The organism is Cytobacillus spongiae, from assembly GCF_021390075.1.
The window spans coordinates 2,861,124-2,879,420 of record NZ_CP089997.1; the positions used below are offsets into that span (position 1 = coordinate 2,861,124).

The 18,297-nt window shown below is 36.5% G+C and carries 16 protein-coding genes; 3 read left to right on the forward strand and 13 right to left on the reverse strand.

The window, feature by feature from the left end:
* Positions 1-238: 238 nt before the first annotated feature.
* Together LS684_RS14545 and LS684_RS14550 are read left to right on the forward strand one after the other, a co-directional pair.
* Positions 239-631 carry a hypothetical protein gene (locus tag LS684_RS14545; protein ID WP_233806995.1) on the forward strand — a complete coding sequence of 131 codons (393 nt, stop codon included), beginning with the start codon at positions 239-241 and terminating at the stop codon, positions 629-631.
* Positions 621-1,124 carry an endolytic transglycosylase MltG gene (locus LS684_RS14550; protein ID WP_233806997.1) on the forward strand — a complete coding sequence of 168 codons (504 nt, stop codon included), beginning with the start codon at positions 621-623 and terminating at the stop codon, positions 1,122-1,124. Before LS684_RS14545 ends, LS684_RS14550 begins: the two co-directional genes overlap by 11 nt.
* 237 nt (positions 1,125-1,361) lie before the next feature.
* Here LS684_RS14550 and phoU read toward each other — a convergent pair whose 3' ends face one another.
* The 10 genes from phoU to LS684_RS14600 all read right to left on the reverse strand — a co-directional run bounded on the left by phoU (position 1,362) and on the right by LS684_RS14600 (position 13,911).
* Positions 1,362-2,018 (reverse strand): phosphate signaling complex protein PhoU, encoded by a 657-nt coding sequence (gene phoU, locus LS684_RS14555; protein ID WP_233806999.1) that lies wholly within the window; start codon positions 2,016-2,018, stop codon positions 1,362-1,364.
* A 75-nt stretch (positions 2,019-2,093) separates the two neighbouring features.
* A complete protein-coding gene (gene pstB, locus LS684_RS14560) occupies positions 2,094-2,909 on the reverse strand; it encodes a phosphate ABC transporter ATP-binding protein PstB (RefSeq protein WP_233811670.1) in 816 nt (271 codons plus the stop codon).
* A gap of 49 nt (positions 2,910-2,958) precedes the next feature.
* Complete coding sequence (pstA, locus tag LS684_RS14565) at positions 2,959-3,837, reverse strand: phosphate ABC transporter permease PstA (protein WP_233807001.1); 879 nt, start codon at positions 3,835-3,837, stop codon at positions 2,959-2,961.
* A complete protein-coding gene (pstC, locus tag LS684_RS14570) occupies positions 3,837-4,745 on the reverse strand; it encodes a phosphate ABC transporter permease subunit PstC (protein ID WP_432418826.1) in 909 nt (302 codons plus the stop codon). The genes pstA and pstC overlap by 1 nt, the downstream gene beginning before the upstream one ends.
* Positions 4,746-4,859: 114 nt before the next feature.
* Positions 4,860-5,846 (reverse strand): PstS family phosphate ABC transporter substrate-binding protein, encoded by a 987-nt coding sequence (locus tag LS684_RS14575; RefSeq protein ID WP_233807005.1) that lies wholly within the window; start codon positions 5,844-5,846, stop codon positions 4,860-4,862.
* A 309-nt stretch (positions 5,847-6,155) separates the two neighbouring features.
* Positions 6,156-8,009, reverse strand: a complete 1,854-nt coding sequence (locus tag LS684_RS14580; protein WP_233807006.1) for a methyl-accepting chemotaxis protein — start codon at positions 8,007-8,009, stop codon at positions 6,156-6,158.
* A 297-nt stretch (positions 8,010-8,306) separates the two neighbouring features.
* Complete coding sequence (locus LS684_RS14585; RefSeq protein WP_233811671.1) at positions 8,307-10,418, reverse strand: peptidoglycan D,D-transpeptidase FtsI family protein; 2,112 nt, start codon at positions 10,416-10,418, stop codon at positions 8,307-8,309.
* A gap of 244 nt (positions 10,419-10,662) precedes the next feature.
* Positions 10,663-11,901: an MFS transporter gene (locus tag LS684_RS14590; protein WP_233807007.1), complete on the reverse strand. Its 1,239-nt coding sequence runs from the start codon at positions 11,899-11,901 to the stop codon at positions 10,663-10,665.
* Positions 11,902-11,980: 79 nt separating this feature from the next.
* Complete coding sequence (locus tag LS684_RS14595) at positions 11,981-12,889, reverse strand: TIGR03943 family putative permease subunit (protein ID WP_233807008.1); 909 nt, start codon at positions 12,887-12,889, stop codon at positions 11,981-11,983.
* 2 nt (positions 12,890-12,891) lie between these two features.
* Positions 12,892-13,911: a permease gene (locus tag LS684_RS14600; protein ID WP_233807009.1), complete on the reverse strand. Its 1,020-nt coding sequence runs from the start codon at positions 13,909-13,911 to the stop codon at positions 12,892-12,894.
* Positions 13,912-14,245: 334 nt separating this feature from the next.
* Between LS684_RS14600 and LS684_RS14605 the strand changes: the two genes are divergently transcribed.
* Positions 14,246-15,286: a metal ABC transporter solute-binding protein, Zn/Mn family gene (locus tag LS684_RS14605; protein WP_233807010.1), complete on the forward strand. Its 1,041-nt coding sequence runs from the start codon at positions 14,246-14,248 to the stop codon at positions 15,284-15,286.
* A gap of 396 nt (positions 15,287-15,682) precedes the next feature.
* On the opposite strand, the gene rpmG is transcribed toward LS684_RS14605, so the two are convergent.
* From rpmG to sodA, 3 genes are all read right to left on the reverse strand, one after another.
* The gene (gene rpmG, locus LS684_RS14610; protein WP_233807011.1) at positions 15,683-15,832 is read right to left on the reverse strand and encodes a 50S ribosomal protein L33; all 150 of its coding nucleotides are present in this window, start codon (positions 15,830-15,832) and stop codon (positions 15,683-15,685) included.
* Positions 15,833-15,854: 22 nt separating this feature from the next.
* Entirely contained in the window at positions 15,855-17,042 is a 1,188-nt protein-coding gene (locus tag LS684_RS14615) for a GTP-binding protein (protein ID WP_233807012.1), read from the reverse strand.
* A gap of 306 nt (positions 17,043-17,348) precedes the next feature.
* Positions 17,349-17,957 carry a superoxide dismutase gene (gene sodA, locus LS684_RS14620; protein WP_233807013.1) on the reverse strand — a complete coding sequence of 203 codons (609 nt, stop codon included), beginning with the start codon at positions 17,955-17,957 and terminating at the stop codon, positions 17,349-17,351.
* Positions 17,958-18,297: the final 340 nt, after the last annotated feature.

Genomic DNA, 18,297 nt, shown 5'->3' on the forward strand with positions numbered 1-18,297 from the left:
TTGTCGGATTTTGTGGGAGCCATGCCAGGAGTGAATGATAAGAATGAAAAATTTTTTTATCCTACTTTTATACATCTTTTTCGACAAAACGCTGCCTTAAATACACAATTAAAACCGACAAATTCCCTATTTTTTTCGTATTACATGAAAAGAAATCGAATTTTGTCAGTTATAATGATAAAATAATTTTTGTCTAGTTGAGAACAATAAAGAAAGGTATTTTTTACGAGGTGAATTCATGAATTTTATTATACTAAGCTTACTTGTACTTTCAGTCCTACTATTTATTATCTCCTTCTTCCTAAAGGATCCTTATAACAAACTTCGTGAGGAAATGGACGAAATTGCAATCTCACAGCTTCAAGAGATGTACCAAATTAAGAAGAAGATTAAGTTATTAGAAGAAGAATTGTTAATTAGCGAAGAAACGGTTCCTTCTCCCATTTCAGTCCCAATGCAGGCTTCTGATGCTCCTAAAAGAGAAATACATGCAATTATAAAAAACCAAGTTTGGTCACTATTGCAGCAAGGATTATCAGTAGAGCAAATTTCTACACAGGCTTCATTAACAAAAGAAGAAGTCGAAACGATTCTAGCAGAATTTGCAGCAAGAGGGTCATATGATGAATAAGCGAAATGTAAGAGCATTCGCCTTTGGTGTCTTTTTCACTGCTTGTGTAATTGGAAGTTACTATTCATTTTTTGAGGAAACGTCAAAAACAAAGAAAGAGAACCTGACAGAAGAACAAGCAAAAGAGCTGCTTAATGATGCTGGTTACCAGGTAATGACTCAGAAAGAGTTCGAAGAGTATGTAACGAAAGAAGCAAAGCCAAAAGTATCTGAAACGGAACCAAAAACAAAAGAAAAGGATGCTAATGCAGAAAAAACTGCTTCAGATGATAAAGAACAGGGAACAAAAACGTATAAGCTCGTAATTGAAACAGGGATGTTTTCTGAGCAAATCGTAGAACTACTATTTAAGGAAAAGATTATCGAGGATAAATACGAGTTTAAGTCCTATCTAGAAGACAAAGGTTATAGCACCAAAATTCAAGCGGGTACGTTTAGTGTAACCAATGATATGTCCTACGAGCAACTCGCCAAAACAATTACAAAAGACTAGCTTTAAAAGGGCTACGTACTATCACTTGAGCTTAGTGCGCCTTAGTCAGGCTAGGCTAGAAAGACAGTTTAGAAAGGAAGTCCATCTTCTTTGCCTTCCTTTCTAAATTGGCTAATGACCTCGAGGGGCTAGTCGCTGAAGCTGGATATCGAAGCGCTTTTCAACCATTGATAATTCTTATTTTTCTCAAGTAAAAAAAGGAGCAAAGCCACTAAACTGGCCTTGCCCTTTTTTGATTTAGTTATTCAAATCGTAATGCAGACCCTTAACTAAGTAAAATACACTTTCAGCTATATTTGTAACATGATCAGCTGCACGCTCCAAATAACGGCTAGTAAATGATAGTTGTGTAATTTGAGCTAAGTACTCTGGCTTTTCCTGATTCAATCTAAGTAGCTCTTGAATCGTTTGACCATATAATGAGTCCACTTCATCATCCATTTCCGCAACTTTCTTAGCTTTTTTCAAGTCCTCTTCTTTATATGCCTCTAATGCAAGTTGCAGCATTCTAGAAGTAACTACATACATCTCTTTCACGTGTTCGATTGGCTTTACATGAGTTTCATTTCCAATACGGATAGCCGACTTCGCAACATTTACCGCGTAATCCGCAATTCTCTCAATATCGGTAGCAATTTTGATGGCAACAATAATTCGGCGAAGATCAATCGCAACTGGTTGCTGCTTTGCAATTAATAAAATTGCAAAGTCATTAATTTCTTCGTACATCACATCTGCTTTTACATCATTCTCCATTATTTCAATTGCCTTATCAACATCTTTTGTATCTAGAGCATCAATTGAAGCCTTTAAAGCATTATCAGCAAATTGACCTAGCTCGACTAACATATTGATTAACTCTTCAAGATCTAAGTGGAATTTTTCTCGTAACATGTGTAGCTTCTCCCTTCATCGTTCAAGTAATAAAAATCGTACGCTTTAGTAAACGTACGATTTTTACTAATATCATTATCCAAATCGTCCAGTTATATAATCTTCTGTTCTCTTATCTGATGGATTAGAGAATATTTTATTCGTATCGGTGAACTCAATTACTTCACCATTTAAGAAGAATGCCGTTTTATCAGAGATACGTGCAGCCTGCTGCATGTTATGTGTAACTATGATGATACTGAAATCTTTCTTTAATTCCTGAACAAGCTCTTCAACCTTTAAAGTTGAAATGGGATCAAGTGCAGAGGTTGGCTCATCCATTAATATTACATCTGGCTCGATTGCCAAGCAGCGTGCAATACATAAGCGCTGCTGCTGACCACCGGATAAGCCATAAGCATTTTGGTTTAAACGATCCTTTACCTCATCCCAAATAGCTGCTCCCTTCAGGCTTCTCTCAACGATCTGGTCTAGTACTTTCTTATCGCGAATTCCATGAATTCTAGGTCCGTACGCAACGTTCTCATAAATTGACTTAGGAAATGGATTTGGCTTTTGAAATACCATTCCTACTTTTGTACGTAGTTCTTCAACTTTATAGCCCTTATCAAAAATATTTCTTCCACGATAAGAAATTTCACCAGAAGTCTTCACACTTGGAATTAATTCAATCATTCGGTTTAGTGTTTTAATGTACGTGGATTTACCGCAACCAGAAGGTCCTATAATTGCAGTAACTTCATTTTCATAAATATCTAAATCAATATTCTTTAATGCATGATTATCCCCATACCATAAGTTTAACTGACTTGTTTTATATACTATTTCCTTAGGTGCTTTTGTACTGTTTACCTCATTAGCCTCTTGGCTATTTGTCTTCACTTGATCCATCGTCATATTCATTGAAAAAAGCCTCCTTCATCCAAATAAAACCTATCAACTAATATCTCTTTTGAAATTTATTTCGAATAATAACTGCAATTGAGTTCATCACAATTAACAATGTGAGTAAGACAATGATCCCTGCTGCTGCAATTGCATGGAACTCTTCTTGCGGACGCCCGGTCCAGTTATAAATTTGCATCGGTAATACCGTGAACATATCGAAAACAGACTTAGGTAAAAAGGCAAGGAATAGCGGTAAACCTAATACAACTAAAGGAGCCGTTTCACCAATCGCACGTGATAATGCTAAAATTCCACCAGTTAGAATTCCAGGAATGGCAGCTGGCATAACAACACGTAAAATGGTTTGCCATTTCGTTGCACCCATTCCGTAGGATGCCTCTCTTAGTTGTTTAGGTACTGCACGGATAGATTCTTGTGACGCTACAATGATTACCGGTAGGACAAGTAAGCTCATTGTTAACCCAGCAGCCAATACACTTGTACCTAAAGAAAGTGCGCGAACAAACACAGTTAAACCTAAAAGACCGAAAACAATAGAAGGAACCCCTGCAAGATTAGAGATATTCACTTGAATAAATTCCGTAAAGCGGTTTTTCTTTGCGTATTCTTCAAGATAAATCGCTGTTCCTACACCTAATAATAATGAAACGGGTGCTACTACTCCCATTAACCACATGGATCCAATAAGAGCTGTCTTAACCCCTGCCTGTTCAGGCTTACGAGAGGGCAAACTTTGTAAAAACTGTAGATCTAAATAGCCAAGTCCTTGAGTGAGTATCCGATATAATAAAATTCCCAAAATGAGCAATCCAAACATCGTAGCTACAAAGAATAACGATTTATAGAATACATTAATCGCTAATCTCGGTTTCATGTGATTGATAACTTTTGTGTGATCAATAAGTTTCATTAATATTCCTCCCTAAAACGACGAGAGATGAACTGTGCTAGTAAATTCATCAATAAAGTAAATAAGAAAAGTGTGAATCCAACTGCATAGATACTGTAATAAATAGTGGTTCCATATCCAGCATCTCCTTGGCTTACCTGTACGATATAAGCTGTCATTGTTTGGATTGAATTCGTAACACTCCAGTCAAGGTTTGGAGTAGATCCACCTGCAACAGCTACAATCATCGTTTCACCAATTGCACGGGAAATCGCTAATACAACAGATGCGATAATACCAGATAATGCAGCAGGAAGTACGACTTTAAATGATACTTCTAGCTTCGTCGACCCTAACGCAAGGGCACCTTCACGCATTGTATTTGGCACGGATGACATCGCATCTTCAGATAGTGATGCAATCATCGGGGTAATCATAATCCCAATTACAATACCAGGACTTAATGCATTGAAGATTTCCAAAGAAGGAATAATTTCTCTTAATACAGGTGTAACAAAAGTTAATGCAAAGAAACCATATACAATTGTTGGAATACCTGCAAGAACTTCAAGAATCGGCTTTATAATACGGCGAGTGCGATCCGAAGCATACTCACTCAAAAAGATGGCAGTAGCAATTCCAATTGGTACCGCTACAAGTGTTGCAATGGCTGTTACTTTTAATGTTCCAGAAATAAGTGGCATGATTCCATAAGAAGCTTCTGTCTTCGAGAATGGATACCATTTCTTATCCGTTAAGAAATCTTTAATTGCTACCTTATCGAAAAAGATAAATGTTTCAACTATTAATGTAAAAACAATTCCTAGAGTAGTTAACACCGACACAATCGCCGTGAATAGCAATAAGTAAGGTACTAACTTTTCAAATTTCATCCCAAGGTTCTTATTCTTCTTTTTCTCTTGAATCATATCTTGTACAGAGATAGAATTATTTGTGTTTTGCAAAGCCAAAATGAAAACCCCTTTCATCCACATAACAAGGTGAGAAGCACAGTCAAATGTGCTTCCCACCAGATCTCATTCTTACTTCAGACCTTCTAAAGTTTCAAGAGCATTTGTATACTCTTCATCTTTAAGTTTTACATATCCAACGTCTTCAGAAAGAACAGCTGCATTTTCTAAAGCATATTTAACGAACTCATAGATTTCTTCTTTTTTGACTGACTCATTTTTCACATAAGTGAATAATGGACGAGATAGTGGAGCATATTCTCCGCTTTCAACTGTTTCGTTTGTTGGCTCAACTGCGCCATTTCCATTGTCAACTGGAACAACTTTTAAGTTATCTTTGTTCTCAGCATAGTAAGCATAACCGAAGTAACCAATTGCGTTTTTGTCACCAGTAACACCTTGAACAAGAACGTTGTCATCTTCAGAAAGAGTAGCCTTTTCTACAATTGGAGCTTCTTCAAGAATGATTTCATTGAAGTAGTCATAAGTTCCAGAATCAGTCCCTGGAGAGTAGAATTTGATTTCTTCAGCAGGCCATTCAGAACGAATATCAGACCACTTCTTAACTGTTCCGTCTTCAACCCACATTTTCTTTAACTCATCAACTGTTAAATAATCTAACCAGTCATTATCTTTATTTACAACGATTGATAATCCATCGTTTGCTAATTTAAATTCTGTGTATGCAATACCAGCTTCTTCTAAAGCTGCTTTTTCTTCGTCTTTAATTGGACGAGATGCGTTACTAAGATCCGTTTCACCTGCGATGAACGCTTTAAAACCACCACCAGTTCCTGAAGAAGCTACGGAAACTTTTACTTCAGGTTGTTCCATTCCGAACTCTTCAACTACCGCTTCCATGATAGGATATACTGTTGAAGATCCATCGATCTTAACTTCACCTTGAAGTTGCTTATTTTCTTCAGCTTGCTCAGTCGTGTTATTTCCTTCAGAACCATTATTAGCTGCGTTATTAGTTCCTTCTGTTCCACAAGCTGCTGTGAATGCTAGCACTGCTCCGATCATAGTCGATAGTGCTAAAAACTTAAAGCTTTTCATTCCTTAATTCCCCCTAAGAGATATGGTGTTTTGCTTACATTTACTAGAATAACGGCTGTCTATTAACTTGGTTTTAATCGAATGTAAAGCTTTTGTAAATTCCGTAGAATTCTGTATCATTTTGTCGATGTTGGGTATATTAATTTGTTTCGATATACTCATTTGTTAGACATACCATTATTTATATACGTATTATTACCTAAACTTAATAGGATTATTTTATCTATTTTAATACGTTCACATAAATAAATGGATCAGTGGTTGGTGAAGGAGAAAAATAGAAAGGTGCAATCACCTTCCCATTTTTTCTTAGCTATTATTTGAATCATGCTGGTTGAACTGAAATTCTTCCGTGAAATGGGATAAAGACTCTGATAAAGCTTTTAGTCTTTCACCAGCTTCACGGTTTGTTTTTACTTTCATCATTTGTGACTCTGAAGCAGCCATCATTTGTTCCGCACTCGCTAACGTTTGCTGTGATACAGATACAAAGCTTACAGCTGTTGATTCCATTTCAGGCATACTTTCATTTAGCCCCTTAAGTTCACCTTGAACGGTTTCAATCATTCCTACGACATGCTCAATTTCTCCCATTAAAACATCAAAAGCTTTACGACTTGTATTAGCTGTCTCAAGATGCTCTTGAAAATTGGCAAATGTATGGTCAAATTCTGATGATGCTTTATTCGATATATGAACCATTTCTCTAATTGTATGAGTTATGTCATCTGCAGCACTTGAGCTTTGTTCAGCGAGCTTTCGAACCTCATTTGCAACGACAGCAAAGCCTTTACCAGATTCTCCAGCTCTCGCAGCTTCAATCGCAGCATTTAATGCTAATAGTTTTGTCTGTTCTGATATTTGTTGGATTAATGTAACTACCTTTGCAATCGCATCTGAATAATTTTTTACTTCGTTGACTGTTTCCGTAACACCTTTAAATTCCTTTTCAAATGTATGCATTGCATGAACCATATTAGTAATTGATTTTTCTCCTGCATTAGCAGAACTATTCATGCTATCTGTTTTATATATTATTTCATCCATATACGTAAACACATTGCTTATGGAGCCCTTCATCACTTGATACATATCTGTATTCGTTTCAGAGCTTACCGCACTTTGCTGAGCTCCTTCACGAACAACTCGTATGGCCTCGATTAATTGCTCATTCTCTTCCATTACCTGTCCAGAAACTAACTGAAGCTCATTACCTGTTCTCTCTAAATCATTTGTCGTACTCTTAATGTTTGATAGGAGCTTCTTCATTTGATCGATCATTGAATGGAAGCTTTTAATTAACGATGTTACCTCAGGTGTTGTAGTGTTCACCTCGACATGAACATCAAGATTTCCCTCTCTTGCTTCCTTCATTACTTCACGCAGCTGAATTAATGGCTCCGTTAAACTTCTTACTAAGAATAAGATAATGATAAATGCAAGAGAAACACTAATGACTACCGCTATGATAATAATCTTAGCCATCTCATTCACATTTTTCAGGTATTCCTTTTGTGGTATCGCGATTAAATATGTACCCTTAAACTCTTGTACCGGCATAAATGCAAGCGTATATAATTCTCCATTTAATTCTCTATGTATAATTCCTTTGTCTTTCTTGCGAACATCTTCAACTACTTGCTCTGTAAAATTCAAATCCGAACTCATGCTCACTTTAAAAGGAGTTACTCCTTTATCATTTAAAACAAAATACTCACCTGAAATTCCATCTTGAGCTAATTCAGCGTCCTGATTTTTAATTACTTGATTCATTTTCTTTTCAAATGCATCTTCTTTCCCAACAAACAATAGCATTAAATTTTGCGCAATATCATAGATCGTCATCACTTCTTTTTCTAGTCGCTGTTCAATTAATGTAATCGTTGCTTCCTTCGACTTATTATAAGAAATAAGGGCAACAGATGATACTGAGGCTAATAGTAAAGAAACAATCAGAATCAATAATCTCGTTCGAAATGATACCATGGCAAGTAAACGGTTGAATAATCGATCTGGATTTGTTGAAGCAACCTCTTTAGTTAGCTGATTTCTCCTGTTAACATTTGCGCTTTTTCTATTTGATTTACTACCTTTTACCTTATCCACTTTCAACAGATTCATGAACTTCGATCGGTCAAACTTCCATTTCTTAAAAGCAGACAAAAATCGACACCCCTTCCCATTTTCGCTTTAATTATGACAGCGAATTGTTAAGGTATTGTAAAGATAGAGTAATAGTTACATTAATCTAATGATATTTTCCTACTATATATGTACTACTTCTGTCGATATGGACTTGATTGTGTGAAAGTCAGCCAATCGTTTTTTTCTGTGGATGAGTCATTAGACTCTGTTCTTCACCTTAAAAGCTTCGTAATAACATTTTCGACGAGTCATAAATTGCAAAAAAAGAGGCAGATAAAATGAACTAGTGTCCATTTTACCTGCCTTGATAGATCATTATTCTGCTGATTCCTCTGTCTGCTCTTCTTCCTGCACAACTCCAGGCTTTTGAATCATTTGAACTGAAGTTTGCTGGTCAGTCGTAGATGTTTCACGTGACTTTTTCAATTGGAAATATGTATCTAATACTCTACTTCCAATTGTATAGTTAGCCGTATGACCATTCATCCCTTGATATGCCCAAGGGACTAATACTGCCATCGCGATTTCTGGTTTGTCATGTGGGGCATAGCCTACTAAGCTTAGATTCATTACCTCTGGCGGTTCATCATATTTATAGCGCTCTGGTCCATCATAAAATGCTTGAGCCGTTCCAGTTTTCCCAGCAGGCTTGTATTCCTTCGACCCAAATGTTCCAACTGCTGTTCCACCAGGCTCTTGCATTACTTGACGAAAACCTTCCTGTACCCGTTCAACCCAATCGGACTTCACATCCAACTTGTTTAATACATTTGGTTGAATTTCTTCTAAGACAGGTCCAAGCTCTTCATTGTTTAATAAAGGTTGACGAATTTCCTTCACTAGGCGTGGCTGAACACGGTATCCGCCGTTTGCAATGGTTGATACATACTGGGCAAGCTGCATCGGCGTATACGTATCATACTGGCCAATTACTAAGTCAAGTAAAAACCCAGGTCGTGTATCATAGCCTTTAAATCCAACTGATTCGTTTGGTAGATCGATTCCCGTTCTAACGCCGAGCCCAAATTCGGAAAACGAGTCACGAATTGTATCAAAAGCTTTAATATTGATGTCTAGTGGCTGATTGAAATTATATTGCCCCCCGCCAATTTCTATGGCTGTTTTGAACATATATACGTTCGACGATTGCTTTAATGCTGTTAAGTCGTTAATATTTCCCATGTTTTTCCAAGATTTTTTTACAGGGGTGCCTTTTATTTGCATAGGTGTATCATAGATATACGTATTTGGAGATATCGCACCTGTGCGGTAGCCAGTTAAAATCGTTGCTCCTTTAACAGCAGATCCCGCATTGTATGAGGATACGATATTTCCTAAAGCATAGTCAGCCATAACAGATTTTCCGGTTTCTGTATCCTTTTCAATCTTTTTACCTGCCATAGTTAACACTTCACCAGTGTACGGATCCATTAACACGACAAATGCTCGGTCAAGCAGTGCGGTTCTAGGCTGATTTTTCGCATTTTTTAATTCTTCTTCGAGAATTTTTTCAACTGCTAGTTGCAAATCCATATCAATCGTCAAGACGAGGTCCTTCCCTCTTTGTCCTTCTGATAAAACTTCTGTCTTAAGCACATTACCGGCTTTATCTGTTACATTCTTTACCTTCGCCTTCTGACCATGTAATACATCTTCATATTGCATTTCTAAGTAGCTTTTTCCTACTCGGTCATTTCGGCTGTAATCACGGGAAAGATAGTATTCAAGCTGTTCTTTTGGAATTCCTTCATCCGAGTCCGTTACTTTTCCTAAAACGGTCTTTAGCGTACTCCCAAATGCGTATGAACGTTCCCAATCTGTCGTTGTGTCAACACCAGGAAGCTCCTGAAGATTTTCACTAACAACCGCAAATTCTTCTGGAGTCACATTTTCATTCTTCACAATTTGAGGAGTCAATGCATAACCACTTGCAAATTCACGATAAATAGCAAGGATTTCCAAGTCTTGCGGGGTTAGCTCAGCTAACTCTTCTTCTGTTATCCGATCTAGCTTTAGCTTATAGATGTTTTTATCATCGAGTTTCTTTTCTTCAAATTGATCCCATTCTTTTTTTGTGATTTTCTCATCTGCTCGTTCTGGGTTCTTGATTATCCAATAATCTTTTTTATCCCGTACTTGTACCTTTTCAGTATCCTTTTCAATATGGCCAGCTAATTTCTCTGCCACTTCGAGCATTTCCTCTTGATCTGCCCCGCGATTTGTATAGGTGATGGCATTTTTCGGTACATTGTCGACAATAATCTTTCCATTTGTATCAAACATTTTTCCGCGAGGTACCGGATTGTTTACCGTGATATCCTCTGTTCGTTCAATTTCTCGTTTGAAATCATCACCATATACAATCTGCACCACACCTAAGCGGAGGATGAGGACAGAAAATAGCAAGAACACAATAAAGAAAAGCATATTTAAACGAAAAGGAACATGCGTCTTTTTTTTCTTCTTCTTATTCACTGAATTTACACTTCCTTTTTTTCGAACATCTCCATACCCTTTATTTTATAGGAAAGAGCAAAGAATTTCTATTGAGAAACGAACATATCCGACAGAAAAATTTTCATCTTGAAAGCTCAATAAATAAAAAAAGGAAAAAGGGGTTCCTTCTTCCTACATTAATTAACTGCATATTATATATATTTTCACTCATGTGTTACACATTCGATGAATTTTCTGTGACCTTCTGAAAATGAACTCTACGAATAAACAGATAAATTAAGCTGTGACCAGCACCTAACAAGATTAACAAAAATGGAATGGCTTCTTCTTCATTAAAGAAGGTAATCGTGAAAATAAAGGAGAGTATGGAGACAATTCTCCCTAAGTTTAAGAAGATTTCGCGTACAACAATGTATTCAATTCTCATTTCCGCCGCTTTCCATCCTCTTCCAATCACATCATATGTCATCGATTGATATGGAACTAACAAGAGTGGATAGGCAATCGCAATCACTCCTGCATAAATGAGGAGTCTTGTGTATGTCACATCGAACACAATGATAAATATTGATCCAAATAAGATTAGTCCACCTGTTAAAATAGCTTTTTTTCTGAATTTTTTCTTAATTAGTCTCGAAGCCAAATAATAGGCAACAAACGCAATTCCCGAATTTACTAACCCAAACGTACCTAAGGCCAATTCACTCCCGGTTGAAATAAACACAAATACGGATATTACGAATAAAAACGTTCCCTCTCGAAGGCCTTGAAAAAAATGGGCATTCGTTATGTGCTTCCAATTATGATTATTCTTTCGTTCATTTATGATGCGTCTCAATAGGTAGCTACCATTTGCAGGACGCCTTTTTAAGAAGAAGCTTAAAAATACAGCTAATGAAAAAAGACCCAATGAGAGACCAAAAACAACGGTATACCCTGTAGAATTGGACATTTTCGAAATGATAAATCCTGCAGCAATCGGCCCTATCATCCCACCAATGGAAGTGAGAATCCCCAAAAACCCATTAAAAAAATCTCTCGTTTCAGGCTCAGTAATTTCAAATGTCAGCACGTTGTAGGCAAGCCAGTAAAATCCGTAGCCCATTCCAAGCAATGCCCCTAATAAAAGAATAAATGTTGATGCATTTGATCCAATAAGCAACACAGTTAAATAAAATACGGCTAAAAACGAGACACCAATTCGTAACACAATCACACGGTCAATTTTCTTCGCCCACCTCCCAGCTAAAATAAAGGTAAGTGGTTGTAGGATTACGATCGATAAGTTGTACAGGGCTAAATCTAAAAATTCACCTGATTGTTTCCACAAGTAAATGTTCACAAACGTATTGGAGAGAGCGATGCTGATTGAATAGAGTCCTCCAATTAATAGTAGTAGCGATAAGTCTCTTGTTAAATCTACGTTACCGATCAGTTTTTTTGCTTGGCTCATAAAAAAAACTCCCCTTTTTATCTAAGGGGTAGTTTCTGACAAAACCATCGTGATTATTCATTTATAGTTAGTATGGATGTTACATCACTTTCGTTAAAACTGGATAAATGTAAGGATCGGTTGGTTCCTGTATGATTTTCCATCCATTCACTTTGATCATTGGAAGTTTACTGCCATGATAATCTGTCACATCAATGGTTCCTTCTAGTTCGATCCATGTATCTTTATCTAATTGAGAAGCATCTGCAAAATCAGTTAAAAACCCTATAATTCCAGCATCTGCAACACAATGAGTTATTAGGAACCTTGCTATGACTAATTGGTTCGCATCAAAGCCTTCCTCTTTGTATACAAACCCGCTCACTTTAATTTTTTTCCCAATAAATGCGCTAGGGTCCATACTAATGGTTTCATAATATGGGGAGAAAATCTCTTCCTTCATCTCAATCTGATCGAGCTCCAATAATTTCTTCATTTCATCGTCATACACATCTTGAGTTAGATAATTTTCATTTACGATTGGTTCGTTTTCATCCACTATTGATTCGTCAGTCGTTTGCTTTTCAGTGACTGATGAATCAACTACTTCAACATTTTTCTTAGATTGAGTAAAAACGCTCCCTTTTTTCTCCGCAATAGAAGCGTCTAATACGGTAGGGGATAAAGTAAAGCCCGTAATTAACGGAAAAACGATAATCGAATAATTGACAACTCTTTTATAGAATGGGGCTTGATGATCATGCTGATGATCACAGCCTGAGTCACAGCAATGATCGTGTTCATGATGATTCTGCTTTTTTTCTTCCCAAATTCGAAAAAGCTGCACGAAGAAAAATAGAATAAATACTCCAGCTGCAATTTTACTCATTAAGCTATATTTCGGATTGATGTATTTATTAATATCTCCTGTTACCTGGAGCATGATGAAGTAAGCCCCAAAAGCAGCGATAATGACGCACCTACCAAGTTGTTGTAAATTCATTTTCATTTCTATGACCACCTTACGAAAAAGCTAATAAGTAGGATGCTAACAAAAACGATTAGCGTAATCAGAAGAAGTAATACAAAAACAAAGCGTGACTTAAATGTACTTAATAGCATAATAGTGTTTTTCAAATCAATCATTGGGCCATACACAAGAAATGCCAAAATAGATGCAGGTGGAACAATTTGCCTGAAGGATGCACCGATAAAAGCATCCGCCTCTGAGCATAACGAAAGGATATATGCAAGACCCATCATGATAATCGTCGAACCAATCACTCCATCACCAAAAATAAACAGTGATTGAGCAGAAACAAACGTCTGAACCGAAGCTGCAATAAATGCCCCGATAATTAAATACTTACTCATATCAAAGAATTCGTCAATGGAATGCTTTAGCATCCCATCTAATTTCTGAATAAATGATTGGTTCTTTCGTGTAGAATGAGAGTGTTGTACGGCTATATCAGATGAATGCTTAAGCTGGTTTGTTTTAAACAACACACTTATTATGCCAGCAATCGCCAATGCAGCAAAAAAGCCAACACCCATTCGCAAGCCTGCCATTTGTAGATCATTTCCAAATGCCATAAAGGTTGATAGGATAACAATCGGATTAATAAGTGGTCCTGTCAATAGAAAGCCAACCCCTGCATAAAGAGGTACCCCCTTTGCAATTAACCTTCTAACGATTGGGACAATTCCACATTCACATGCAGGAAATAACGCACCCACAAAACAACTCATTAAGACCGCCAAAAATTTATTTTTTGGGATCCAGCGCCGAATATGATCTTCTGTGATAAAGATTTGGATAAAGCCTGCTATTAAAACTCCTACTAAAACAAAAGGAATCGCTTCTATTAAAATACTTAAAAAGATGGTGTTCAACTGCTGAAAGGAGTTCGGTACGTCAAAAGCTAACCCCTTTGAAGCAAATTGACTAATACTTACAAGATATAAAACGATTGCCACAACAATTAATCCAGTAAAATCAATTACATGTGAATATAACCATTTAAACATAAAGATATGAATCCTCCGTAATAGTAGGTTTATATGAATCGTAATCATTCTTATTACCAATATATATGATACTTGATTTAGAGATATGTACAAGGCTTAATTTAAAAATCCCTTCAATTTTACTACACTTGAAATCATAAATCCTGCTACCATAACAAGTTGATTTATAAAAAAGTTACCAGCTTAAAAGGCCACAGCTCATACACAAAAGCCAAAATCCTCTTGCTTGCAGTCTATGAAAATACTGTTTATTCACACAAAACGTAATCATTCTTATTTACAAATAGGAATGATTACGATATTATGTCTTTATGATTTTACGAGGAGGATGATTATGAAGAGAATTTATATCTTCTTTTTTATGGTTTTAATGAGTTTTACTATTTTACAAGGTTGTAGTGATAATAATCAAACAACAACTACTACCCATGAGAAGGATCAACTTGTTTTATATACTTCTCTATTTCCATTTGAAGATTTCGCAAAAAAGATTGGAGGAGACTTCGTAGAGGTTGAAACGATTCTTCCACCTGGTGCAGATGCTCATACGTATGAACCTTCCTCTAAGCAAATGATAGCTATAGCAAATGCAGATGCATTTATCTATAATGGCCTTGGAATGGAAGCATATGCAGAGAAAATATCAGAAGCATTAGCAAACGAAAATGTACAGTTAATGGAAGCAAGTCATGGGATTGATGCCATTGAGCATGAAGAAGGTCATGTAGATGGCCACAAAGAAGGCCACGAAGATGGTCACGAAGATGGTCACGAAGAAGGCCACGAAGATGGTCACGAAGAAGATCACGAAGAAGGCCACGAAGATGGTCACGAAGATGGTCACCATCACCATGATGTGGATCCACATATTTGGTTAGATCCTCAACACTCAATTACAATCGCTGAAAATATTAAAAATTTATTAGCAGAATTAAAACCTGAAGCAAAAGAAGAGTTTGAGGGTAATTTTTCCGAATTAAAAGAGAAGCTAACTCTTCTCGATAAAGAATTTCAGGATCTCGTTGAATCAGTGGATGATCCAGAGATGATTGTCTCACATGCAGCCTATGGATACTGGGAAGCACGGTATGGAATCCATCAGATTGCTGTTGCAGGCCTTTCCCCATCCAATGAACCGTCACAGAAAGATCTAGAGCATATTATTGAAATAGCTAGAGAAAAGCAAATTAAATATGTTATTTTCGAACAAAATGTTACACCAAAAGTAGCTGAAATTATTCGTCAGGATATAGGTGCTGAACCATTACACCTACACAACCTTTCCGTGCGAACAGAAGGTGATATTGAACAAAATGAAGATTATTTCAGCATCATGGAGAACAATATCCGTACTTTAAAGAAAGCTTTTGAATAAAGGATAAAGCGGACAAAGAATATAAGCTATATCAGACTAGAGGCAAACTCAGATAATGTATGAGTTTGCCTCTAGTTTTTTTTATATATAAATAGAGTGCTATCTTTTTCAATGATAAATTACGCTTCATGAAAAAAAATTCACTAGTGTGTAGCCTTAAGATTTTCTCCTGTTACCAAAGCCAAACTAGTTATTTGGAGCTGGAGGCACATGACTCCTAAGTTTAGCGTTACAAGCCAAGACCCCATAGCACAAAGGACGAGGAGACTTGGCGAACGCCCCCCGGAAAGCAAATACCTGGAACGGAAATCACCCTCTCCAAAACAAAAAAACTTAGGAGAAACCCACATCTCATTGAGTGTCTCCCAAGTCTTGAGCAAAATTCAACAATAAAATTTATTTCGTTTCGCGATGAAGGGTATATTTCTTTAATCTTGGACTATACTTCATCAATTCTAAGCGATCTGGATTATTTCGCTTGTTTTTTGTAGTAATGTAATTACGATCCCCTGACTCTGTGCATGCTAATGTAATTTTAACTCTCATAATTTAATTTCCTCCTAAATTTTTATTCTTGAACAACAAATGGTGGTAGTTCATCTTTAAATGAACTCCAATCCATGTTCATCTCGTCATCTGTTAATAAACAATTATCTAGTGAATCTTCTACTTCGCTTTGGTCCATATCAATTCCTATCATGACAAGTTCATTCATTCGATCTCCAAACTGATCATCCCAAAGTTCTTGCAGTCTTGGCTCTTCTTCTAAAATAGCTTTAATTTCTGCCTTTGGATAAGTTGCAACCCATTCACCTGCACCCTGTATCATGATAGAAGGTCCCGCTTGTGATAAAAGACCCGTCATATCATTTCTTGTAGCTAACCAGAAAAACCCTTTTGCTCTTACAACATCGACCGGCCAATTCTCTAACCAATTGTTTAAACGCTCGGGATGGAAGGGTCTTTTTCTTCTATAAACAAAAGATGATATTCCGTATTCTTCTGTTTCTGGGATATGTTCTTCATTTAGTTCCTTAATCCAACCTGCACCTTCACTAGCTTTTTCAAAATCAAATAAATTCGTATCTAATATCTCTTTTAATTCTACCTTAGAGTGAACTGTTTGAATGACTTTTGCATTTGAGTTTAGCTTTTTAAGCATGGATTGAAGCTCTTGACGGTCTACCTCTTCTATTAGATCGGTTTTATTTAACAAAATAACGTCGGCAAATTCAATTTGATCAATTAATAGGTCTACCACTTCTCTTGTATCTAGCTCATCTGTCCCTTGTTTACGATCAAGTAAACTCTCACCTGAAGCAAAGTCATGCCAAAAGCGATTTCCATCTACCACTGTGACCATCGTATCAAGCCTACAGTACTCCGATAAATCAATTCCTATTTCTTCATCGATGTATGTAAAGGTTTGAGCAACAGGAATCGGTTCAGATATTCCAGAAGATTCAATGACGATATAATCCAGGTCTCCAGATTTCGCTAACCTCTCTACTTCTATCATTAAATCTTCTCTTAATGTACAACATATACATCCGTTTTGAAGTTCGACTAGCTTCTCCTCTGTTCGAGTAAAGCCTCCTTGTTTCACTAATGATGCATCAATATTTATTTCACTCATATCATTTACAATCACACCAATTTTCTTATTTTCTCGATTGGATAAAATGTGATTTAGTAATGTAGTCTTACCAGATCCTAAATAACCGCTTAACACAGTTACTGGTATTTTCTTATGCAAAAAAGCCCACTCCAATTCGTTATGATTGATAATAATAATCATTACGATTAAATTCTTATACCTATACCCTCTTTTTGTGATTTTCCCACAAACAAGATAAGCTAAGTATCCCTTTAGAATATAGACTTCGATATCCTCAATAATCGAAACAAATCGTAATAGTTACGATTTGTATTTTATAATATTAATACAAATTAATCAAGCTTTTTCTCTTGGGTAGTTTTCCAAACTTGTGCATATCATTAAGTTTAAGCTTTTGCAAATAAAAAACGGCAGACACATGAGTGCCTACCGTTTATCAGCTTATTATTTCGCAGCGCTATATAGCTTAGAAACTTCATCCCAGTTTACAACATTCCAGAACGAATTGATGTAGTCTGGGCGACGATTTTGATAATTTAAGTAGTATGCATGCTCCCAAACATCAAGTCCAAGAATTGGTGTTTTGCCTTCCATGATTGGAGAATCTTGGTTTGGAGTGCTCATTACTTCTAATTCTCCATTATTTACAGCTAGCCAAGCCCAGCCAGAACCGAAGCGAGTTGCTGCTGCTTTAGCGAATTCTTCTTTGAAGTTTTCATAGCTGCCAAATTTGCTAGAAATTGCTTCAGCTAGATCTCCAGTAGGCTCTCCCCCACCATTTGGTGACAGAATTGACCAGAATAATGAATGGTTTGCATGTCCACCACCATTATTGCGTACAGCAGTACGTGCAGCTTCAGGAACTGCATCTAGGTTAGCAATTACTTCTTCAACAGATTTTGAAAGAAGCTCTTCATTTCCCTCTAATGCACCGTTTAAGTTTGTCACATAAGCATTATGATGCTTTGTGTGATGAATATTCATTGTTTCTTTGTCAATGTGTGGTTCAAGAGCGTCATAAGCATAAGGTAATTGTGGTAATTCAAATGCCATATTAAACTCCTCCTTTTATGTATTGGTTTCTTTAGAATTCTTCTTAATCTAAACTATTTTAGTTAAGAATATTTCTAAAGTGTTTAACTTAAGATTACCAAACTTAGGTATATCAATCAAACAAAAAGGTTTGGCGTAACATAGTTACAATACCCGTTCTCCTAAATAATATTCTTCAAAAAATAAAATTCCCCTCTATTTTTTTCACACTAAACCCACTAAGTTTCATGAAATTGTCATAATGTCCTTTTTTCTTAATATACCAAGCTATTTTGCCCTTATCCCGACGTATACCTCCCATTAAATCCCATGCACTTATTGACAGTTCTACCCTAAATTC

Bases quoted from the DNA above. Each gene is read 5' to 3' on its own strand.
- rpmG (WP_233807011.1), bottom strand. From the start codon at position 15,832: ATGAGAGTTAAAATTACATTAGCATGCACAGAGTCAGGGGATCGTAAT.
- LS684_RS14590 (WP_233807007.1), bottom strand. From the start codon at position 11,901: ATGAGCCAAGCAAAAAAACTGATCGGTAACGTAGATTTAACAAGAGAC.
- LS684_RS14550 (WP_233806997.1), top strand. From the start codon at position 621: ATGATGAATAAGCGAAATGTAAGAGCATTCGCCTTTGGTGTCTTTTTC.
- LS684_RS14575 (WP_233807005.1), bottom strand. From the start codon at position 5,846: ATGAAAAGCTTTAAGTTTTTAGCACTATCGACTATGATCGGAGCAGTG.
- LS684_RS14595 (WP_233807008.1), bottom strand. From the start codon at position 12,889: ATGAAAATGAATTTACAACAACTTGGTAGGTGCGTCATTATCGCTGCT.
- LS684_RS14605 (WP_233807010.1), top strand. From the start codon at position 14,246: ATGAAGAGAATTTATATCTTCTTTTTTATGGTTTTAATGAGTTTTACT.
- LS684_RS14545 (WP_233806995.1), top strand. From the start codon at position 239: ATGAATTTTATTATACTAAGCTTACTTGTACTTTCAGTCCTACTATTT.
- pstC (WP_432418826.1), bottom strand. From the start codon at position 4,745: ATGATTCAAGAGAAAAAGAAGAATAAGAACCTTGGGATGAAATTTGAA.
- phoU (WP_233806999.1), bottom strand. From the start codon at position 2,018: ATGTTACGAGAAAAATTCCACTTAGATCTTGAAGAGTTAATCAATATG.
- LS684_RS14600 (WP_233807009.1), bottom strand. From the start codon at position 13,911: ATGTTTAAATGGTTATATTCACATGTAATTGATTTTACTGGATTAATT.
- sodA (WP_233807013.1), bottom strand. From the start codon at position 17,957: ATGGCATTTGAATTACCACAATTACCTTATGCTTATGACGCTCTTGAA.
- pstB (WP_233811670.1), bottom strand. From the start codon at position 2,909: ATGGATCAAGTGAAGACAAATAGCCAAGAGGCTAATGAGGTAAACAGT.
- pstA (WP_233807001.1), bottom strand. From the start codon at position 3,837: ATGAAACTTATTGATCACACAAAAGTTATCAATCACATGAAACCGAGA.
- LS684_RS14585 (WP_233811671.1), bottom strand. From the start codon at position 10,418: ATGCTTTTCTTTATTGTGTTCTTGCTATTTTCTGTCCTCATCCTCCGC.